The organism is Moraxella lacunata (genome assembly GCF_002027545.1).
Classification (GTDB): Bacteria; Pseudomonadota; Gammaproteobacteria; order Pseudomonadales; family Moraxellaceae; genus Moraxella; species Moraxella lacunata.
On the sequence record NZ_MXAN01000046.1, the window covers coordinates 1 to 17,442 of the forward strand.

27 protein-coding genes are annotated in these 17,442 nt (G+C 43.3%); 4 read left to right on the forward strand and 23 right to left on the reverse strand.

The features are described from left to right. Positions 1-98 precede the first annotated feature (98 nt). The 9 genes from B5J94_RS06640 to B5J94_RS06675 form a co-directional block, all read right to left on the reverse strand. Positions 99-1,079, reverse strand: a complete 981-nt coding sequence (locus tag B5J94_RS06640) for a major capsid family protein (protein WP_062498453.1) — start codon at positions 1,077-1,079, stop codon at positions 99-101. A 2-nt stretch (positions 1,080-1,081) separates the two neighbouring features. Continuing rightward, a complete protein-coding gene (locus B5J94_RS06645) occupies positions 1,082-1,540 on the reverse strand; it encodes a structural cement protein Gp24 (protein WP_062498452.1) in 459 nt (152 codons plus the stop codon). 2 nt (positions 1,541-1,542) lie between these two features. Next, the gene (locus B5J94_RS06650) at positions 1,543-2,688 is read right to left on the reverse strand and encodes a DUF2213 domain-containing protein (protein ID WP_158081044.1); all 1,146 of its coding nucleotides are present in this window, start codon (positions 2,686-2,688) and stop codon (positions 1,543-1,545) included. A gap of 76 nt (positions 2,689-2,764) precedes the next feature. Then, on the reverse strand, positions 2,765-4,540 hold the full coding sequence (locus B5J94_RS06655) for a phage minor head protein (RefSeq protein WP_062498450.1): 1,776 nt from the start codon (positions 4,538-4,540) through the stop codon (positions 2,765-2,767). Beyond that, positions 4,494-5,765 (reverse strand): DUF1073 domain-containing protein, encoded by a 1,272-nt coding sequence (locus B5J94_RS06660; protein ID WP_062498449.1) that lies wholly within the window; start codon positions 5,763-5,765, stop codon positions 4,494-4,496. Before B5J94_RS06660 ends, B5J94_RS06655 begins: the two co-directional genes overlap by 47 nt. Continuing rightward, positions 5,765-6,973, reverse strand: coding sequence for a PBSX family phage terminase large subunit (locus B5J94_RS06665; protein ID WP_062498448.1), 1,209 nt, complete (start codon positions 6,971-6,973; stop codon positions 5,765-5,767). Before B5J94_RS06665 ends, B5J94_RS06660 begins: the two co-directional genes overlap by 1 nt. Beyond that, a complete protein-coding gene (locus B5J94_RS06670; protein WP_062498447.1) occupies positions 6,970-7,464 on the reverse strand; it encodes a hypothetical protein in 495 nt (164 codons plus the stop codon). Before B5J94_RS06670 ends, B5J94_RS06665 begins: the two co-directional genes overlap by 4 nt. A gap of 222 nt (positions 7,465-7,686) precedes the next feature. Further along, positions 7,687-7,842, reverse strand: coding sequence for a hypothetical protein (locus tag B5J94_RS14155; protein ID WP_156471032.1), 156 nt, complete (start codon positions 7,840-7,842; stop codon positions 7,687-7,689). Between the two features lie 131 nt (positions 7,843-7,973). Continuing rightward, positions 7,974-8,702, reverse strand: a complete 729-nt coding sequence (locus tag B5J94_RS06675) for a KilA-N domain-containing protein (protein WP_062498446.1) — start codon at positions 8,700-8,702, stop codon at positions 7,974-7,976. 372 nt (positions 8,703-9,074) lie between these two features. Between B5J94_RS06675 and B5J94_RS06680 the strand changes: the two genes are divergently transcribed. From B5J94_RS06680 to B5J94_RS06690, 3 genes are all read left to right on the forward strand, one after another. Further along, positions 9,075-9,257, forward strand: coding sequence for a type II toxin-antitoxin system HicA family toxin (locus tag B5J94_RS06680; RefSeq protein WP_062498445.1), 183 nt, complete (start codon positions 9,075-9,077; stop codon positions 9,255-9,257). Between the two features lie 64 nt (positions 9,258-9,321). Continuing rightward, positions 9,322-9,735 (forward strand): type II toxin-antitoxin system HicB family antitoxin, encoded by a 414-nt coding sequence (locus tag B5J94_RS06685; protein ID WP_062498444.1) that lies wholly within the window; start codon positions 9,322-9,324, stop codon positions 9,733-9,735. A 397-nt stretch (positions 9,736-10,132) separates the two neighbouring features. Beyond that, a complete protein-coding gene (locus B5J94_RS06690; protein ID WP_062498443.1) occupies positions 10,133-10,336 on the forward strand; it encodes a hypothetical protein in 204 nt (67 codons plus the stop codon). Here B5J94_RS06690 and B5J94_RS06695 read toward each other — a convergent pair whose 3' ends face one another. The 14 genes from B5J94_RS06695 to B5J94_RS06755 form a co-directional block, all read right to left on the reverse strand. Continuing rightward, positions 10,337-10,840: a hypothetical protein gene (locus B5J94_RS06695; protein ID WP_143821926.1), complete on the reverse strand. Its 504-nt coding sequence runs from the start codon at positions 10,838-10,840 to the stop codon at positions 10,337-10,339. Positions 10,841-10,996: 156 nt separating this feature from the next. Then, positions 10,997-11,773: a hypothetical protein gene (locus B5J94_RS06700; RefSeq protein WP_062498441.1), complete on the reverse strand. Its 777-nt coding sequence runs from the start codon at positions 11,771-11,773 to the stop codon at positions 10,997-10,999. Beyond that, complete coding sequence (locus B5J94_RS14760) at positions 11,770-11,886, reverse strand: dATP/dGTP diphosphohydrolase domain-containing protein (RefSeq protein ID WP_228144548.1); 117 nt, start codon at positions 11,884-11,886, stop codon at positions 11,770-11,772. Before B5J94_RS14760 ends, B5J94_RS06700 begins: the two co-directional genes overlap by 4 nt. Beyond that, on the reverse strand, positions 11,883-12,368 hold the full coding sequence (locus tag B5J94_RS06705; protein WP_062498440.1) for a recombination protein NinB: 486 nt from the start codon (positions 12,366-12,368) through the stop codon (positions 11,883-11,885). The genes B5J94_RS14760 and B5J94_RS06705 overlap by 4 nt, the downstream gene beginning before the upstream one ends. Then, positions 12,365-12,655, reverse strand: a complete 291-nt coding sequence (locus B5J94_RS06710; RefSeq protein WP_062498439.1) for a hypothetical protein — start codon at positions 12,653-12,655, stop codon at positions 12,365-12,367. Before B5J94_RS06710 ends, B5J94_RS06705 begins: the two co-directional genes overlap by 4 nt. Before the next feature lie 11 nt (positions 12,656-12,666). Beyond that, positions 12,667-12,942 carry a DUF968 domain-containing protein gene (locus B5J94_RS06715; protein ID WP_062498438.1) on the reverse strand — a complete coding sequence of 92 codons (276 nt, stop codon included), beginning with the start codon at positions 12,940-12,942 and terminating at the stop codon, positions 12,667-12,669. Further along, on the reverse strand, positions 12,939-13,253 hold the full coding sequence (locus B5J94_RS06720; protein WP_062498437.1) for a hypothetical protein: 315 nt from the start codon (positions 13,251-13,253) through the stop codon (positions 12,939-12,941). The genes B5J94_RS06715 and B5J94_RS06720 overlap by 4 nt, the downstream gene beginning before the upstream one ends. Then, complete coding sequence (locus B5J94_RS06725; RefSeq protein WP_062498436.1) at positions 13,250-13,675, reverse strand: hypothetical protein; 426 nt, start codon at positions 13,673-13,675, stop codon at positions 13,250-13,252. Before B5J94_RS06725 ends, B5J94_RS06720 begins: the two co-directional genes overlap by 4 nt. Beyond that, entirely contained in the window at positions 13,672-13,971 is a 300-nt protein-coding gene (locus tag B5J94_RS06730; RefSeq protein WP_062498435.1) for a hypothetical protein, read from the reverse strand. The genes B5J94_RS06725 and B5J94_RS06730 overlap by 4 nt, the downstream gene beginning before the upstream one ends. After that, entirely contained in the window at positions 13,965-14,564 is a 600-nt protein-coding gene (locus tag B5J94_RS14160) for a hypothetical protein (RefSeq protein ID WP_062498434.1), read from the reverse strand. Before B5J94_RS14160 ends, B5J94_RS06730 begins: the two co-directional genes overlap by 7 nt. Positions 14,565-14,586: 22 nt before the next feature. Then, positions 14,587-15,702, reverse strand: a complete 1,116-nt coding sequence (locus tag B5J94_RS06740) for a YdaU family protein (protein ID WP_062498433.1) — start codon at positions 15,700-15,702, stop codon at positions 14,587-14,589. A 1-nt stretch (position 15,703) separates the two neighbouring features. After that, the gene (locus tag B5J94_RS06745) at positions 15,704-16,045 is read right to left on the reverse strand and encodes a hypothetical protein (RefSeq protein WP_062498432.1); all 342 of its coding nucleotides are present in this window, start codon (positions 16,043-16,045) and stop codon (positions 15,704-15,706) included. Continuing rightward, positions 16,042-16,365, reverse strand: coding sequence for a hypothetical protein (locus B5J94_RS06750; RefSeq protein ID WP_062498431.1), 324 nt, complete (start codon positions 16,363-16,365; stop codon positions 16,042-16,044). Before B5J94_RS06750 ends, B5J94_RS06745 begins: the two co-directional genes overlap by 4 nt. Positions 16,366-16,395: 30 nt before the next feature. Beyond that, positions 16,396-16,620 carry a helix-turn-helix domain-containing protein gene (locus tag B5J94_RS06755; protein WP_062498430.1) on the reverse strand — a complete coding sequence of 75 codons (225 nt, stop codon included), beginning with the start codon at positions 16,618-16,620 and terminating at the stop codon, positions 16,396-16,398. A gap of 146 nt (positions 16,621-16,766) precedes the next feature. Here B5J94_RS06755 and B5J94_RS06760 point away from each other — a divergent pair, with 146 nt between their 5' ends. Next, the gene (locus tag B5J94_RS06760) at positions 16,767-17,441 is read left to right on the forward strand and encodes a LexA family protein (RefSeq protein ID WP_062498429.1); all 675 of its coding nucleotides are present in this window, start codon (positions 16,767-16,769) and stop codon (positions 17,439-17,441) included. Position 17,442 lies beyond the last annotated feature (1 nt).

Here is a 17,442-nt window from a genome sequence, read left to right on the forward strand (position 1 = left end):
TTTGGAAAGAGGTCTAATGTTCGCCGTTGTACTGATATTTTGACATTGTTTTACTCCATAAAAAGCCTAAGTTTTTGGCTTAGGCTTGTGTGATCGGGTTATTTTTTGACATCATAGTAACGCATACTGTCAATGCGTTTTAGCCAAACGCCTTGATACAGATAGCTACCAGGGACGTAAATATCCAAGTCTTTTGGCTGGGCAGGTTGAAATTGCAACTCTTGGGGAATACGCATCTCAATGCAATTTGGGTCTTTACGATACGCCACGATACGGTCAGCGTCCGTGTCGCCACGCCCATTACCACGCTTATTCGCCACAATCTCAATGTTGCGACCTTCAAGCACCGCCTCATTGTTTTTCTTAACAAAATCAAGTAGCAAGGTTGGGTTGTTGTCGCTTGTTACACGGCTAGACAGCACACGAGAGACAGACGTTGGCAAGATAATGGTATCAATATCAATGCCTGTTTCGTCCGACACGTCCAACGCATCAAAAATCATCGTGTTGAAAAAGTCCAGAATCTGTGTTGGCGTGGCATTTTCAAAATCAATGGTTTTGGCGGTTTTTGACACGCCTGTTTGGTTATAAAAACCATTTAACCCTGTCTCAGGTTCGCCAAGCCATGCCACATTCGCCATGTGCTTTTCAAACGCCAAGCGTGCGGCGGCAATCTTATCTGCTTCCAATGATACGCCCATTGCCAAAGCCGTTGCCACTTCGTGAATGCTATACTGATAGCCGATTGCCCCTGCCTTGATGTCTAGGCTTACGGTGTCGTACAGCACTTCGGCAAGCGGAATATCGCCACCTGTACCACTGTACGCCTTGCCAAGACCTACGCCTTGCTTACGTTGTAAGATATGAGACGTACCCACCACACCGCCAAAGTTATTTTTGACAGGGATATATTTGGCATAGCTCATCGCCTGTGTCATCTGTGGGGTCATCGCATTGATGTTTTCCACTTGTACAAACAGTTTTGCCAACGCATCAAGATTGAACGCATCGCCCACTTGCGATTGGATATGACTTGCCACAGGGGTAAGTCGCATTTTCATTTGTTGGATTTTATCCACGGTTACACTCCCAAAATTTCAACAATGGTTAGATTTTTTGTGCCAACGCTTGGGCTAGCAAATCGCAAGCCCTTTAATGGGGTATCGCTTGTGCTAAATTGCCCCTGTTCGCTTGCCCCAACATCGCCTGTCAGTTCGCTCACAGCATCTTTGGCTTCGACCCAAATTTTACCCTTGACCATGACAGGCACGACATCGCCTTTTTGGTAAAATTCGCCATCAGCAGATTTGCCCGACTTGCCGATGTTGTGTAGCACCACCACGCCCACAAAGCCAGCGGTTGCATTTTGGACAGTGGTACAGCCCTTTTTGTCAGCAGTGAGATAAATGGGCGAGCCGTCCTTGACAGGATAAGTTGGCTCAACCATTAGGGGCAAACTAAGTACTTCTTCGGGGGCGGATTTGACACGTTGCCCTAGCAGGGCAATGGCGTTATCGCCTGTTAATGCTTGGTTAAACATAATTATTCTCCTTTCCACATGGCGGATTTATCAAAGGTTGTCTGGGGCTTTTTATCGCCCACATTCATATCGGCAAGCAAGGTATCAGTTGCCACCGTTTGGCGGTCAGCTGTTGCCACCAGTGCTTTAAAGGCGGTGTCAATGTCCGCTTGGCTTGCCGTCTTGACATCGCCCACAATGGCTTTTACCAGCGTGTCATCTGCTTTCGCACTCACGATTTCACGTTTGATTTGCTCCACCGTTTTGCCGTCCGCCACGATTTGCGGATTTAAGGCTTTGGCATCGTCAAGGGTTTTGACACGGTCAGCCACCAACTTTTCCACCTGCTCGGGTGTGATTTGATTGGCTTTTAGCGTGGTGTTTTCGTCAAGCAAGGCTTGTTTGTCCGCCACCAGCTTGTCAATCGTAGCTTGCATGGCTTTGTGTTCGCCAAGGCTAAATGCGGTATCGCCAATTTTAATTTCGCCTTGTTGCAGGGCGGTCAATTCTGCCGTTTGATTGTTAATGGCTTGGGCAAGCGTACCATCGCCCACGTCAAATTCAAGGTTACCGATTTTTACTTTCATAAAATCCTCACGGTTAAAGTTTAGGTTAAAATTACTGTCGCCAATATAGCAGTCCGACCCACAACGCCCCTCACGCACCACAGCGATGTGGTCGGCTTTCATGGCTTGCCACTTGCCGTGGTAGTTCTCGCCTGTGTCGGTTGTGCCGTCTGTCATGTCAAGGCTTGCCGAGTAGCCAAGCGATATTTGGCGGACGTTGTCATACTCAATCGCTTCAATTGCCCAGTTGTCTTTGATAATCAAGTCCGCCACCAAATACCCATTTTCTTCACGCACATTTTTGGCGGTGCCGATGACGTGTTGTCTATAATTGTTGGCGTTGATTTGGTTGCCGTCTGGGTGGTGCATGGTAACGTCCGCCCCCATAAAGCCGTCAATGACCTGCTCACTAAACAGCACGTCAGCAGGGGTGTAGATATTGACAATATCGGTAGGCATAAAGCCATCCAACTCGCCAAGCTCGCCTGCATAATACTGCTTAACCATCGGCTTTGCCAAAGTTACGCCTTGGCAAATCATAAACCCTTGTGGGGTTTTGATGCGTTTTGTGGGTTTTAGGTCAATAATTTGAAAAAGTTTCATCACCCATTTTCCAATAAAAAACCCAAGTAAAAACTTGGGTTTGCCAATAAAAAAAGCCCTGTATGACAGGGCTAAATCAATCATCTAAGCGAATGTCGGAAATTTTACCAGTGCCTATACGCAAAGTTGCCACAGTACCAGCCACCTTATTTAAATGCGGGTCATCTGGAAAGTAAACGCTAACCTCCTGTTCAAAGCATTGGTTGGATTTACTATCGCCAATATAAGAATGGTTAGGCTCGATAATTGATGTTAATTCAATCACGCCATTGCTATCTTGTTGCATAGAAACAACCTTACGAACTAAATTATTTTGTAGTAGTATTTCTTGCTCATCATAATAATTTAATTCAGTAATGTCAATTCCTTTTACACCACTTTTGACAAGAGTTTTGTGAACAACTGGGATATTACCATGCTTTACTGCTCCGATTGCAAACTGTTTTGCCAAATCAAGCTTGAGAGTGTTTGAATTGTAAGATTGTTCCACAAATTCAGGCGTACCCCCTTTATTGAGTGTTTTCTCAATTAAAGAAACCTGTTCCTGTGGCAATCCAACGCCACGAAATAGCACAATCGGTTCTTTTATCACAGCCCTTTCATCAGAAAACAATTGTTTTATTAAACTTTCTGCTTTATCAGTTGCATCTTTCATCTCAAGGCGTTTATCATCTGCCAAAAAGGGGTTTTTGCGATATCTATCCACCAAATAACTACTGTCAATTGACCAATGATGAATTGCCCACGCTGGCGGAATTTCTTTACCTTCGGCAATCAGGCGTTTCATTAGTCTTTCTGACTTTCTCAAACCCATAATACCACCCGTCCAACCTTTTGCACCATCTACTCCATGTGGCAAATCCAATCTCGTTAAATCGCCCATATTATCAGTGATTAAATTTGATGAGTTTGCCAAAACAGATTTAATGGCGGATTGTTGTTGTTTTAGGATTTTATCAATTTGGGAATTTAAATCCGCACCGCCCTTAACAGCTTCCTGCTCTGCCATCACTTCCTCAGGCGATTTTCCGCCCAATAAATGCTCGGTATAAGGCTCTGCCACACAGCGACAGCGTATCGCTTGCCCTGCGTGTCCGTCATCTGGTGGATTGTCCCATGCGATGAGTTTATCGTCTCTTAGGCGGTGGTCATGGCGTACACGCTCATCACGGCTTGTCCGCCAAGTGTAATGCGTAATGCCTAGCCGTTGTTGGCGAATTTGCGACAATCGGCTGTTGATTTTGGCTAATTGGTCGGATGCTATCAGCTCGGCACGGTTTTTGGTGATATTGTGGATTTTTTGTAGTTCGTCTGCCAATGTCTTGTTTAGCTCGCCATTTTGTAAGCCTGTCAGCACCGCCAGCTCCACCCTGTCTAGGTATTGCTTAGGGATTGACTTAATCAAGGCAACGTTTGCCCCAATCGCTTCATTGACCGCTTCGGTCAGCTCTTCATCGTTCATTAGCCCCGTCAAATCAATGCCTGTTTGCTTAAATAGCATGTCCGACAACTGCTTATCGCTTGCCTTTTTTTGCTCGCCCACAATCTTTTTGGCGATTTGTTCGGCAAGGCTTGCCACCTTGTCTTTGATTTGTCCAGAAAAGTTGGCAAAAGCACTCATAAAGCGGTCAAATAAGCCGTCCGCCACCGCCACGCCATCGCCAATTTGTGGTGTCATGATGACATTAAGCTCATCAAGGGTCGCTTGGTGCATTTCATCAATCAACCCATTTAGGGCGGTCAAATACAGTACTTCGGTTTTTTTTGACACAAAAATCGGACGGCTTTTGCCTTTACGACCTTTTTTATGGCGTGTCGCCTGTGTCAAAATCGGTTGCAATTGAGTCAGCATTTAACCGCTCCAAAAGTTTGATATGAGTGTCATCAATCACGGTGTAGGTTTTTTCTTCCACCAATTGCTTGGCGATTTGAGACTCTGTGATAATCCCCAATTCAAGGTAAATCTTGTGGCGTTCGGCGTGGTTTTTTTCCACTTCTGACAAGGTTTTTTCATCAATCTGCCACAGTGGGTTAAAATGTAGCTCTGCTGTCAGCCCCAAATACCCACACACAATGTCCAATAAATCATCAAACAACGGCTTTAAATACAAGCTCTGATAGCTTGCCACCGTGTCATAATAATTTGCCGTGTCGTGTTCGCCTGTGGCGTTCATGCCAGCAGGGGATTGACCGAACAAAATCGTATAAGGTATGTCGCACGCCCCTGATGTTTGGATTGCAAATTCACGCATGAGTTCGGGCAGTCCACCAAAACTGTATGCCTTGCTATCGTACTCTTCTTCTTTGTCAAGGACAAGCATGCCGTTATTTGACTTCATCATATTGACCAGCGAAAACCGCTTAAAGGCGTTGTCGCTATTCATCTCAATCTGTGTTGCCAAATCAGGCGTTCGTATCACATCAATCTTGCTTTCATGGACAAGGCTTGATGCGTTGTTATTCACCCTTGCAAAACGCAACAGTTCGTCATAGACTTTTTGTAGCACCGACACACCGTCCTGCCACTCAATAACAAGTACTCGGCTATGGTGTACCAAGCCCAAAGCCTGCTCCATATTTTGGATTTGATAAAACTTAGGCTTATCAAAAAACCCACCTGCCTGTGAAGCAGGTAGATAGTCCGATGTTGGCGATAACTGCTTGACCGACAACGCCTTGATATAACTTAGCCCTTTGGCGGTGTTCAGCGGTTTGGTCAAATCATCGTTATCATGGCTAGCAAGTAAGATATACGCCTTACCATAAAGCCTTGCCCATGAGACTGCCTGTGCCAAATGCGTATCGGCTTTTAGCCGTTTTAGCTCGGCATTGAGTCGTGTCAATGATGACCCTGCAACACCTGTAAAATAATAGCCCTTACGGAACATATCTTGGGTTGGACGGTTGATAATCTTGCCTGCCACCCAGTCGGATTGATAGATATTATCAAGCTCATACACCGATTTTGGCACAAAAAAAGCAAACCTATCATGGCTTGCTTTGTCTTGGTTTGTACCCATTTTTGATACCAAATTGACAAGGGTACTATCGGCAATTTTTAGTAATTGTTTTAGCATTATTGCACCACATCAAAAACAGATTTACCACGCCCACGGATAAGCGGTTCTAAGGCATAACGCAAGGCATCGGCATAATGGTTGTCCTTGTCATCAGGGACAGCGGTAATCTCGCCAAAGCGGTCTTTTTTAAAGCTGTACGCCACAAGTTCAGCACGGCAAGCGTCCGCCTGTGAGTGTATCACGATTTGGCGAAACCCTTGTAAGTAAGCGATACCGTCTTCAATAGACCCTTTCCACTTATGACAAGGCTTGATAAGTGGCACGCCTTCGCCCTTGACTTTGCTTATCGTCTCGGGGCGTGCGTTATCAGCACGACTGGTAAAAGTCGCAATATTAGGGGCGGATTTTAATAGCCATTCGGCGGTGTCGTTAAGTTCAAGCCCCACCTTGCTATTGGCGTGATAAATATACAGCACGTTGTCTTTGACATAGCACTCGACCACAGCGGTCGGGTCATTACTAAACCCCCAATCAACGCCAATCAACGGCTCGCCAAAGGTTTTGTCAAGGCTAAACTCATAACTGACAATCTTTTTGGCTAAGATACTGGCATCGGATATTTGCAAAAACTCGCCGTCCCAAATCCAGCGATACCGCCCCATGTCCCCCAATAAATCACGCCTGCGGACATTATCCAGCGACTTAGGAAACCACGGATTATCCTGCCAACCGATTTTTATCACAAGTTTACTATCATGGGGCAATTCGACAAAAATTTGATAAGTGGGGTCATCTTCAAAACGTGGGTTAAACACCACATAAATTCGTGTGTTGCCATAACGGGGCGTGGGCAGTAAAATATCCCAACTGCCCTGCGAGACGTTCTCGGCTTCGTCCACCAGCACCACTCGCAATCTGTCAATGGATTTAATGGCGGTTACGTTGTGTTTTAACCCTGCAAAAATAAACCTTGCCCCTGTTTTTTTGTTGGTAATTTCATGCTTAAAAATCTCAAAATCACCAAGCAAGCCCAGTCGCTCAATGGCACTCACCAACATAGAAAAAATACTGTCATTGATAGATTTTTGCACTTCACGGCAACACAGTATTACACCGTCATCAATGTAGCTTTCTAATATGCCAAGATTGGCTAGGGCTTGCGATTTTGCCCCACCCCGTCCGCCATACATGACAATGGTGTCATAAATAGCCTGTGATAGGTTGTCAAAGGCAGGGGTTAAAACTTCTGGAAAATCAACATTCATTTTGCTTTTACAGGATTTAATTGGAAAACAGGCGGTGCATTGTTTTGGTTGTTAATCTGTATCGCCGTATCTGGATTTTTGCCTAGCACCGTCTCTTTATTTCTTGCCGTGATTTGACTGTGTTGGTTAAGCTGTGCCAAATCGTCAGCCATTTCAAGCAACTCATTGGCTCGTTGTTGGTTCTTTAAGGCACTATCAATAAACAGGTTCTCACGAGCGAGACGAAGTGCTACTTCGCTATCAATGCTTTTTTGAACAAGGGGTTCAAGTTGTTCAATTTGCTGTTCAGTTTTTTGTAACTCAATGATTGCATTAACTTTTTTTGTAATTAACTGTTCATTTTTGCCCTGTTGCCATTGTTCATCATTGGCACGCTTGGAAATACTACCCCTGCTCATTCCATATTTTTTAACCAAATCAGAATAAGACAAGCCGTGTATTTCATAATCCGCCCTTGCCAGCTCCCATTGTTTTGGCGTAAGTTTCGCCATGCTTACGCTCCTTTTAAAATAAAAAAGCCCCTGTCGGACATGGGGAAACCGCTACTTACCAACCCTTTACCCACTTAATGCACAAAGACGGTAAGGGAGTGGCGTTCGTTCGTCAAATGGCGGTGCGACCAACTCACCCAATCTGATGTTTTACGCTGTGGTGCATTCTATCGGCGGTCAAGCGACAGGCAATAAAAACCGCCCAATAAGGACGGTTGGCAGTTATTTACGATTATCAGCGTCTTTCAACCAAAGCAACGCAGTTTCAAAATGTGTGTTTGAAACCGCAATTTTGCGTGGGTCATAAAAACCGTCATTTTTGCAATAAGCAATAAGCTCACTGATTTTTTGTTCAAGTTCTCGGATTTGGTCTTGCATGAAATTCTCCCAAACAAAAAAACCCCACCAAAAGGCAGGGCTGAAAAAAACGGCTAAGTTTTCACACTTAACCGCATTTTGCCAAATTATAGGGTTTTTTGTTCGGTTTGTCAAGTGTCTTTTGCAGGATTTTAGGCAATAAACCGATTTTGCAATGCGGTAATGCACCGCTCGGATATTTCTAGGCGGTGTTTTAATTCTTGCAGGTGGTCTAATGCACCGCCAAAATACGCCATCATCTGTGATAGCTCATCTTGTGCCTTGCGGTTTTGATGGGCGTTGTCGGCTAGAATGTTTTGCACAAAGGCAATATTCAAAGCAGGGGCGAACTCAAAACTCTCAATAAACGCCATTGCACTATCAAAATCGCTTGCCAAAATATCTTTATAACTTTTCTTTTTGAATTTGTCATAAAGAGCGTTATAAATGGTCTGATAGTGTACACCATTGTGTAAGCATTTTTGTTTAATGGCTTTTTGGATTTGATAGCATTGCTCATCAGAGAGTTTGGGGGTTTCAAGGCAAGGTATCGCCCCAGTATTAAGTGCATCAAAGGCACGGATAACCATTAAGCTAAATTTAGGGCTAATCCACATCGCATAGCGATAGACCAGTTCACGGCAGACAAATGTACCGCCTTTTTTACCTTCGGTTGTTGTGTATGCGATACTCATCAAATTTGATGAGTTTGATTTTTCAAGCTCAATTTCTTTGATAAGTTCTTGCGTTTCAGCATTACGCAAAAAGTTTGATGGCTGATGTTTGCTTGCACCACCACTTACTTTATGAAGGTCATTGAGAGAGAAAAAGCCGTTTTTGTCTTGGCTGATGGTGTGATTTGAGATGACTAGATGTGTCATAGTGATACCTTTATGTTTAGTTAGTGAATGTTACCCAATAGGGTAACGGGTCTCAACTACCGCATAAAGACGGCTGGGGCTATTTCCTTTGCAGGTGTTTTATTTACCCCTATCAACCCGTCATAAGACGAATTTTGTTTTGATTGTGAGTGTTCCGAAAATTCTCGGTTCACTTTTTGTCAAATTTTAGATACAAAAAAATCACAATGACGGTGTGAGTTTTCCGCTTTATGTTTAGTAGTGGGCATATCATAGCCCATCATTCGCCATTTGTCAAGTAAAAATATTTTTAAAAATAAGACAAATTTGTCTTGATAATAAGACAAATTTGTCTTATAATAGCACCCATACACAACAACCAAAGGGCTTTTTATGAAGTATTCAGAATTTCAAAGGTGGCTTGTTGCACAAGGGGCAACAGTAAACAAGCAAGGCGGTAAAGGCTCACATCGCAAAGTTACCCTAAATGGCAAAACCACCACTTTCCCTTATCACGGTAGCAAAGAGATTGGGGAAGGACTTAGAAAGAAAATTCTAAAAGACTTGGATTTATAAGGTTGGGGGAAAATCCCCAACTTTCCTAAACTGTGTAAAAAGCCCAATTGATAAGGAAAATTTTATGTATTACCCAGCAACTTTAACACCCGACAACAACGACACTTTTTTGGTAGAATTTCGTGATATACCAGAAGCGGTTGGCGTGGGCGAAACTGTTGATGAAGCCTACCAATCCGCCCTTGACGGCTTAGAGACGGCATTTAGTATCTATATGGACGAACGTCATCCAATCCCCGCTCCAAGCGAGCTACAAGACGGTGAACACGCTATCTATTTGCCCGTATCAGTGCAAACCAAACTTGCCCTGTATCACGAAATGCTCTCACAAGGCATTACCAAAGCTGAGCTTGCTCGCCGTCTGTCGGTCAATCAAAAGCAAGTGGATAGACTGTGGGACTTGAGTCATTCTAGTAAATTAGAAATGCTTGAAAAGGCGTTTAGTGTGATTGGCAAACGCTTGCAGTTGGCAATTTAACAAAAACGGTCGTTTGACCGTTTTTTTGTGGCTTATTCCCCATACCTTGTCAATAAAAAAATCCGCCCAAATAATGAGCGGATTTTTTAAATTATATATTGACATAGTATCTAAGTCAATATATAATAGACACATCAAGTAAGGGCGGTGGCTCGCCCCACTTGGTAGGTTACCGCTACCGACCTGTGTAAGTGGTAGCTACAAGGAGTAAAGACGATGAAAACAGTTGTCAAGCTACTAATCGTTTTAGCCCTGTTATTCATTAGCTTACCAGCTTATTGATAGCAGTACCTAAGGATAACGCCAAAAGCATTATCTAGGGTAGGGTTAAGGGAAACCTTAGCCCACTCCTTACCTAATATTATGCCATCATTTTTACAAAAATCAAGGGGTCTGTATGAAAACTTCAAACGCTCAATTAAATGCCATCAAAAAAAACACCAATAAAGCCCTAGAAGATGTGCGAGTGCTACTAGGTCAATACGACACAGAAGCCTATGAAGCCCTACAAAAAATCAAAGCCCACCACAACGGCAACCGTGCAGGGGCGATTAAACAGGCGATTATTGAGTACGCCAAACGCTTAGAACAAGAGGCTTGATTAGCCTCTATTTTCCCTAAATGTTTTTCGCCAATATTCGCCTGCCACATCGTCTGCAATGCTTAACTCACTAGCCACAGCCCCTGCCACGTTGTCATACACAAGCGTGTGCGATTGGCAAAACGTGGATTTTGAAATCCCTAGCATTTTAGCCTTTTGTGTGTCTGTCAAAGCACATTGCACCGTATCAATCACAACCGCACGGGCAAGATTTTTGGCGTGTTTTTGGCGTTGGGTCTTTGATTTATAGCCCTGTTCGGCAAGTTTGACAACTTCGTGATAAAACGCTTCACGCTTGCTGTCATCAACATAGCACGCCACCGCTGATTGCATAAGATTGGGATTGTCGCTAGGGGCGTGCTTACTGACATAAACAAGGCAACCGCTAGCGTCCGCCATATCAATCGCACTTAGCGACTTACCAAAGTTATTGCTAAACTCGCTTGTACTTTTTTGGCTCATTACCGCACGGACTAAATCTAAATTTGCGTAATCATTCATCACAAATCTCTCCATCTCTTTTTTGATTTCTCAAACTCTTGTTGAAATTTGCGACGTTCTTTTATCATGTCAAAAAGTAACACCGAACAAATGCAAAAGCTCAAAAACAACGGCAATAACACAAACACCAACACCAAAAAAATTCCCAAACCGTATTGTTCAATCATTACTTGTCCCCAAACTCTCCACAATCGCCCATTCTCTATCGGACAATTCCCAATTTATTAAATTGTTTTTGATTTGCAATTCTTTTGTTTGCAGTTCTTTAGCTTTGTTATCGCCAATCAGCAATCCGCCACCAAATAAACCTTTTTTGTGTGCTTTTTGGCTATCAAGCTGACTAATAAAAACACTCTCATCAGCCGACACACTAAATTCAATCCCTGCCCTACATAATTTATTTAAATTATTTACCATCAGTATATTGGACGGATATTGATATTTTGGTAACTTTGGTTTTTGTTGCTCTAATGCTTGTAGGGCATTGTATAGTGTTGGGGCGGTTATTGCTCGCACATCACCACACAAATTAGTAACAAAACAAGTACTTACCACCGCCCCATTATCATAAGTGATATTATTTGGGGCAATAATGGCGGTACAATCACGGTTTCGCATTGTGTTAAACACCGTCAAAGAAGGGGTGAACAAAAAGAATTTGATATTATTTGCCAAATAAAAATCAATGATTTTTGACAAAATAGAAAAAGGCGGATTGTCAATCACCACCGTGTTTTCATCATAGTTTTGGGCGTGTGCTTGATAATCGCCATCAGGATAAAAAGGGCGTTCTACCGTCAAATCGTCCAAATTTAAAATATATTGGTTTACATAATCTAAAACAATGTCATACACCGCAGGTGGTGTGAATGTGTCATCGCTCGTAATTCTTTTTTCAAATTTTTGTAGCCATTTATAGTATTCATCGCTATTCATTTCTCACTCCCATCAAACCACATCAAAAAAATCAAACAACAAACAGCATGAGCCAAATGTGGCAATCCGCTTTCGCCATCTACCATCTCGCTGCCCACCACGCATTCAATCATCTCGCCCACTCCAATTCTTGCGGTGTCGTAATCCCAAACCCATTTGCCACCGCCCATAGTTCAATCTTGGTTAAATACTCGGCAAATTGTTTGGTATTTGCCGTTGTCGTACTGATTTTCTTAATCACGCCCATAGCCATGCTCTCATAATGTTTATCATCAATCAGCCCCTTACATTGTCTGATACTCTCCGCCATTTTGGCGTATTCGCCATCGTCTCGGGCATAAATGGCGGATAAAAACAAGCGTTTAAAATAACAATGCCACCACTCGTCATCTTGCCCATTTTGGCTTTCTAATTCGTGAAGCCAGCTCCAATACAGACGATTTTGTGCCAAGCTTCTTGCCTTATCGTCATCAATGCCAATCGTTACCACGACATTATGCGGTGTGCCCTTGCTATCCGCTACGGCTTCTTGAATGGCACGAAAACAGTTACCTGCGACTTCGGGACTGATAAGACGGTAAGACTGGTTTTTCATAAGAAAATTTTATATAGCATATGAAGTGAACAAAGAATTAAAACAATACACACATCTGAAAAACCCAAAGTTACTTTTTCTGCTGTTGTAAATTTCTTATAGACACTAAAATCCGAATAGCTAGGATTACATAAAATACGCCCAATCATTAACCCAAAGTTTAAAATTAATAACATCTCAATATAATTCAAACTAGGAAAAGCAAATAGTCCACTCATATCTTGATAAGCCAAATAAATCAAATAGGTTTTGATTAAATAACAAATAATCCAAAAAATAATCATCATAACAAACGCCTTTAAAATAAATTCTCAGTTGGGTTATCCTGCTCATTTAACACAGAATTAACAAATTCAAGTTTCCCCAAAAACCACGCCTTTGCCTTGCCCCTATCCATCTCTTGATACTGGTCAAGCCACACATGGCAGGTATGACAAAGGGGAATGGTGTACTCATCATCTGCCTTAATCCCCATGCCCTTACCAAACTCGCCCCAATTAGCGTGGCACGCTTGGGACGGGGTGCTTTGGCAACGGACACAGGGCAGGGTACGGATTTGGGTAAGTCGGTTCATTTGCCACCCAACAATCGCTGGTGCTCTTTTAAAAGCTCGCTCCACACAACGGCGGTGTGTCTGTCGTTAATAACAGCACTTGCTACATCTTGTCGGTCACACACCACCCTAAAATACTTCTTAACTTGGTCGGGATAGTGAACTGTTTCTACCCAGTCCATGGCATCATCTACCGAGCGACACTCTTTAAATTTGCCTTCGCCATAATTGCATAAGCCATTTTCAAAAATGGTGTAAGTGATGAATGTACTTTGGCTGATGCGTTTGCCGTCTTTGTTTGCCCACAAAATAGGCGGTATTTCAAATTTCATACTCTTCCCCAAATCAGCATAACTGCGTCTCTTGCATGTTCACTGGTGCGTTGTGTCCAACCTGTCATGCGTTTGAATGTTTGGTCGGACAGTTTGGTGTTGTTGTCTTTTGGTGCGATAAGCTCGTAATTGATGTCATGGTATTTGCAAAACTCTTCCCAAATTTTGCAATCACGCTTGACTGACCCCACGCCTTGCAATTTCTCACGACCGCCTGTTACCCATTTTCTCTTGCGAGCGTCTTCGATAAACACGGTGATTTCATACTCCTGAGTGCTACGTTTGGCACTTAGGGCAGTCTTTCTGACTTCTTCCATCGCTTCAATGATTGATAACGTTTTGGCTTGTCTTAGCGTGCCGTTTAGCGAGAGTGCAAAGCCTGTTTTGTCCCCTGCGTCTATGCCGATTAGGATTTTATTCATAATCGCACCACCGCATAACTGGCAAATGTATCAATCTCATGCTCGGGGTTCTCATCGATGATTTGTCTGCCCATGGCATAGATGACCCGTGATAAATCATCCATGCTGATTTTGACTTCTTGGGTTTCCACGTATTTATCGCCAAACTGGTTAAACATGTGGAACGTGATTTTGGTGTTGCGTGGTTTTTTAAACACTTTTTCTTTTTTGTATTTGTTTCGCCAATCCCCGTGAAGTTCATAAATTGGCTCATCGCCCGTGCCGTTCAGAAATACTTTCAAATATCCGCTTAGCATAAGACCCCCTTTGACTTTTTAAAACTGCTTAGCATTTGCATGGCAAACTCATCACTGGCAATGGGCTGTTTGTTTTCAAGCAGTGGAGCGGTAGGAATGGCAAACATTGCCCCTGCGTCCATCTCATCGCACACTGCTTTGTAGGCTCTTGCCCATTTGTCCTTGACGGTGTAGGCAGGTTCATGGGTTAGTGCAAAAAACCCAATACGCATGGCGGTTTCAAAAATCACAGGGTGTTGCCACTTGTCGGTCACTGTCTCATACTGGCTAAGCGAAGCACACTCACAGGCGATTTGCAGGGCTTTGTCCTTGTCCATGTAGCGACCTTGACGCACCAAATCCAAAAACTCAACTTCGTTTGGCGGGAATTTTTTAAAGGCGTCTTTGCTAAGGCGGTAGGCTTGACTTAGCTCGACAATCGTGGCATTCTTGGATGAGAAATAATCCGCCCATTCCAAGATTTTGTTACGCCCCCAGTCGTATTGTCCGCCTGTTGCCATGAGTGCGTTGTAACGCTGTTTGAATTTGGCAAACAGCTTAACAACAATGTCAATCATGAATGCAGGTGGTGGCTGTATCGGCTCAAAAATCATATTCAAAACCATCTGGCGTTGTTCACCGGTTAAATGCTCCAAACTGCTCTGGGTAAAGCTCTCGTTTGAGTTCAAAGGCTTCTTGTTCCAATCGGTTGACGTATGCTGTGGTGCTGTTTGGATGTGGCTGATGATTTGACTGGCGTGCATGGTTTGCTCCTACTAGATTGCCGTATTGGTCGTATGTTTGTGCTGTGATAATCTCACTTTCCCACGAACGAGCATTCAAAAATGTCTGTGGGTTTTTGCGGTATTGCTTATCGGGTTGGGATTGTTTGTATCTTGGCAAATACGCCATGATGTCTAAGCGGTCTTTATCGCTTAAACGCTCCCATAGTGGTTTGCATTTTTTGGGGTCAATCTTTTTGTCGTAACTGTCCCAGAAGGCTTCAAAAGGCACGTTAAGCGTTTTGTCCGTGTCTGATGTTGGGTGAGTTTTTTTAGCTGTCGCTTTGGTCTTCTCATCGGTTTTATCCGTTTTGTCAATCACACCTGCCCCTTGGGGGGTTTGGGGGGATATATTAGATTGGTTATTGGTTAATGGTTTATGGTTTATGGTTATAGACTGCTCAAATGCCGTTTGATGTTCGTTTGATGTGTTTGACGGCGTTTGATGTTCGTTTGATGTTTGCTTGCAATGGGTATCAAACAGCGTTTGCAAATCGGCAATTTTCATGCGTGCATTTGCTTTAATTCCTTTATCTTTCAATGACTTAACCAAAAACGCCACTTTATTTTTGTAGGTTGTTTGTCTGTCGCTGTCTGTTTGACAATCGTTTGATGGTGTTTGATTTTTGTTTGATGTTTTGTTTGACGGTGCTTGATTTTTGTTTGATGGCGTTTGACGATGTTTGTAGTTTTTTATCTCACGGTCAATGCGTGCATTGTGATAGCACGGCTCGGCATCGCCTTTTAATTTTTTGACAACAAAAAAATCTGCAAGCACGTTTTGCAATGCCTGTTTTTCATCATCGGTCTTGACAAGTAACACACGCTCCAATCGCACCAAGTCAGCCGTGATTGGCTTTTCGGTGCTGTAATACATATCAATCAAATCACGATATAAAGCACGCTCAATATGGCTTAGATGGCGTGTACTGGCGTTAAAATCATTGATGTGAAATTGGTAATGGTGCATATCAACCCCCGTTAATCTTATACCCAACGCCATTGGCGGTGGTAATCTTTGAGATGTGCCAACCTGTGCGTTTTCTAACCAACATCATGGCTTTGGTCATCGGCAAAGATGAGTTCATCGCCACAAATTCATCCTGCATGACCACGCCTTTTTTGAGCATGGCTTGTAGCTTGATGATAGTTTGGTGTCCAGTTAGGGGTTTTTGTTTCTTGGGCTTGGTGCTGGGTTTAGGTCTGTATTCGCACTGCTTAATCACACCGCCTTTTGCCAAAAACTCTTGGATTTGGCGGTCAAGCTCTTGGGCGTGTATGTGTTTGGCGATGTCGGAGTAGTGAGTTATCATGCCACAACCCCTAAGATAGCCTTTTTACCAATCTCAACTTGTAGGGCTTGATACAGCCCCACACGGTTTACCGCTTGGAGAAAATCACGGGGCAAAAAATACTCGGCAACGTGCGTGCCGTCGGCAAGTTTTATCATGTGCTTCATGACAGGATAGCCGTCATGCTTTAAGTCTAAAATGCGTGGGGCAAGACGGCTTGATTTGCTGACCATATCGCAAAACTTAGCTTGGGTAATGCTCTCGCCTGCCGGTAGTCGCCGTGCCACTAGCTCTTTATGGTAGGGCTTGACATTGTGGGGGTTTTTGGGTATGATAGTCATACTTAATACTCCATTAAGTTAATCCGACCCCTAGTTATCGCTAGGGGTTTTTGATTTGTCTGATTTTAGCTTGTCTTTTTCAAAAGCGTTGATTAATGCAAAAGCATTGTCATAAGTAATTTGGCGTTTATCTTTTCCATTTTTTAAACAGCTAATGGTACTTTGTGGCACGCCTGTCATCTTATGTAATTCTTTTTGAGTGCGATTTTCCAACAGCTTATTCACAATCTCTTGTAAATTTGGTTTTTCTAGCATAAAAAAATCGTCTTAAGGATAAAAAGGGATTTATTATATCCTTATTACGATAATAAAGCAAGCATTTACGATAGTTTGTTTTTTCTTGAATTTTGGTGTAAAATATCATTTAAGCGATATTTTTTTAAAACCCAAAGGGGTAAGTCATGCAAGAGTTCAAAGACCGCCTAAAACTAGCTCGTAAAAATGCAAAAATGACACAAGTGGAGCTAGCCAAAGCTGTGAAAACATCGCAGGGTAGCATTTCAGACCTTGAAAGCGGACGAAACAAAACCAGCACCAATACCCTGCAACTTGCCCAAGTTTTAAAAGTCAATCCCAACTGGCTCGCCACAGGACAAGGTGAGATGACTGCCCGTCCCACCATTGATGAGTTACGGCTAAAAATGGATGAGATACAGGGTAAGGTAAATGGCGTGGAGCGTGCCAATCCCATTAAGATGTTGCCCGTCATCAACGAAGTACAGGCAGGGAAGTTTACCGATATTGGCGATGATGTGTTTGATGAGTATGTGCCTGCCCACCACAAAGACGGAGATTATTGGCTTAGGGTCAAAAGCGATAGCATGACCCCTGATTTTAAGCAAGGGGATTTGATATTGGTAGGCAAAGACCGCACGGCAGTAACGGGTAACTATGTCGTGGCACTGATAGCAGATGACCCCAAAGCCACCTTTAAAAAATACCGTGAATGTTTTGATGACGGCAAGCCCTATCATCAGCTTATCGCACTCAATGAGTTTTACCCACCCATTGACAGCCGTGCCAAGCCGTTTGAAGTGATTGGTGTGGTGTTAGAGCATAAAAGGGTGTTGGTGTAAC

What these genes read in the sequence shown, in the direction of transcription:
- B5J94_RS06645 (WP_062498452.1), bottom strand. Translation starts at nt 1,540, where the DNA reads ATGTTTAACCAAGCATTAACAGGCGATAACGCCATTGCCCTGCTAGGG.
- B5J94_RS06650 (WP_158081044.1), bottom strand. Translation starts at nt 2,688, where the DNA reads ATGAAACTTTTTCAAATTATTGACCTAAAACCCACAAAACGCATCAAA.
- B5J94_RS06655 (WP_062498450.1), bottom strand. Translation starts at nt 4,540, where the DNA reads ATGCTGACTCAATTGCAACCGATTTTGACACAGGCGACACGCCATAAA.
- B5J94_RS06660 (WP_062498449.1), bottom strand. Translation starts at nt 5,765, where the DNA reads ATGCTAAAACAATTACTAAAAATTGCCGATAGTACCCTTGTCAATTTG.
- B5J94_RS06665 (WP_062498448.1), bottom strand. Translation starts at nt 6,973, where the DNA reads ATGAATGTTGATTTTCCAGAAGTTTTAACCCCTGCCTTTGACAACCTA.
- B5J94_RS06670 (WP_062498447.1), bottom strand. Translation starts at nt 7,464, where the DNA reads ATGGCGAAACTTACGCCAAAACAATGGGAGCTGGCAAGGGCGGATTAT.
- B5J94_RS14155 (WP_156471032.1), bottom strand. Translation starts at nt 7,842, where the DNA reads ATGCAAGACCAAATCCGAGAACTTGAACAAAAAATCAGTGAGCTTATT.
- B5J94_RS06675 (WP_062498446.1), bottom strand. Translation starts at nt 8,702, where the DNA reads ATGACACATCTAGTCATCTCAAATCACACCATCAGCCAAGACAAAAAC.
- B5J94_RS06680 (WP_062498445.1), top strand. Translation starts at nt 9,075, where the DNA reads ATGAAGTATTCAGAATTTCAAAGGTGGCTTGTTGCACAAGGGGCAACA.
- B5J94_RS06685 (WP_062498444.1), top strand. Translation starts at nt 9,322, where the DNA reads ATGTATTACCCAGCAACTTTAACACCCGACAACAACGACACTTTTTTG.
- B5J94_RS06690 (WP_062498443.1), top strand. Translation starts at nt 10,133, where the DNA reads ATGAAAACTTCAAACGCTCAATTAAATGCCATCAAAAAAAACACCAAT.
- B5J94_RS06700 (WP_062498441.1), bottom strand. Translation starts at nt 11,773, where the DNA reads ATGAATAGCGATGAATACTATAAATGGCTACAAAAATTTGAAAAAAGA.
- B5J94_RS14760 (WP_228144548.1), bottom strand. Translation starts at nt 11,886, where the DNA reads ATGATTGAATGCGTGGTGGGCAGCGAGATGGTAGATGGCGAAAGCGGA.
- B5J94_RS06705 (WP_062498440.1), bottom strand. Translation starts at nt 12,368, where the DNA reads ATGAAAAACCAGTCTTACCGTCTTATCAGTCCCGAAGTCGCAGGTAAC.
- B5J94_RS06710 (WP_062498439.1), bottom strand. Translation starts at nt 12,655, where the DNA reads ATGATGATTATTTTTTGGATTATTTGTTATTTAATCAAAACCTATTTG.
- B5J94_RS06715 (WP_062498438.1), bottom strand. Translation starts at nt 12,942, where the DNA reads ATGAACCGACTTACCCAAATCCGTACCCTGCCCTGTGTCCGTTGCCAA.
- B5J94_RS06720 (WP_062498437.1), bottom strand. Translation starts at nt 13,253, where the DNA reads ATGAAATTTGAAATACCGCCTATTTTGTGGGCAAACAAAGACGGCAAA.
- B5J94_RS06725 (WP_062498436.1), bottom strand. Translation starts at nt 13,675, where the DNA reads ATGAATAAAATCCTAATCGGCATAGACGCAGGGGACAAAACAGGCTTT.
- B5J94_RS06730 (WP_062498435.1), bottom strand. Translation starts at nt 13,971, where the DNA reads ATGCTAAGCGGATATTTGAAAGTATTTCTGAACGGCACGGGCGATGAG.
- B5J94_RS14160 (WP_062498434.1), bottom strand. Translation starts at nt 14,564, where the DNA reads ATGATTTTTGAGCCGATACAGCCACCACCTGCATTCATGATTGACATT.
- B5J94_RS06740 (WP_062498433.1), bottom strand. Translation starts at nt 15,702, where the DNA reads ATGCACCATTACCAATTTCACATCAATGATTTTAACGCCAGTACACGC.
- B5J94_RS06745 (WP_062498432.1), bottom strand. Translation starts at nt 16,045, where the DNA reads ATGATAACTCACTACTCCGACATCGCCAAACACATACACGCCCAAGAG.
- B5J94_RS06750 (WP_062498431.1), bottom strand. Translation starts at nt 16,365, where the DNA reads ATGACTATCATACCCAAAAACCCCCACAATGTCAAGCCCTACCATAAA.
- B5J94_RS06755 (WP_062498430.1), bottom strand. Translation starts at nt 16,620, where the DNA reads ATGCTAGAAAAACCAAATTTACAAGAGATTGTGAATAAGCTGTTGGAA.
- B5J94_RS06760 (WP_062498429.1), top strand. Translation starts at nt 16,767, where the DNA reads ATGCAAGAGTTCAAAGACCGCCTAAAACTAGCTCGTAAAAATGCAAAA.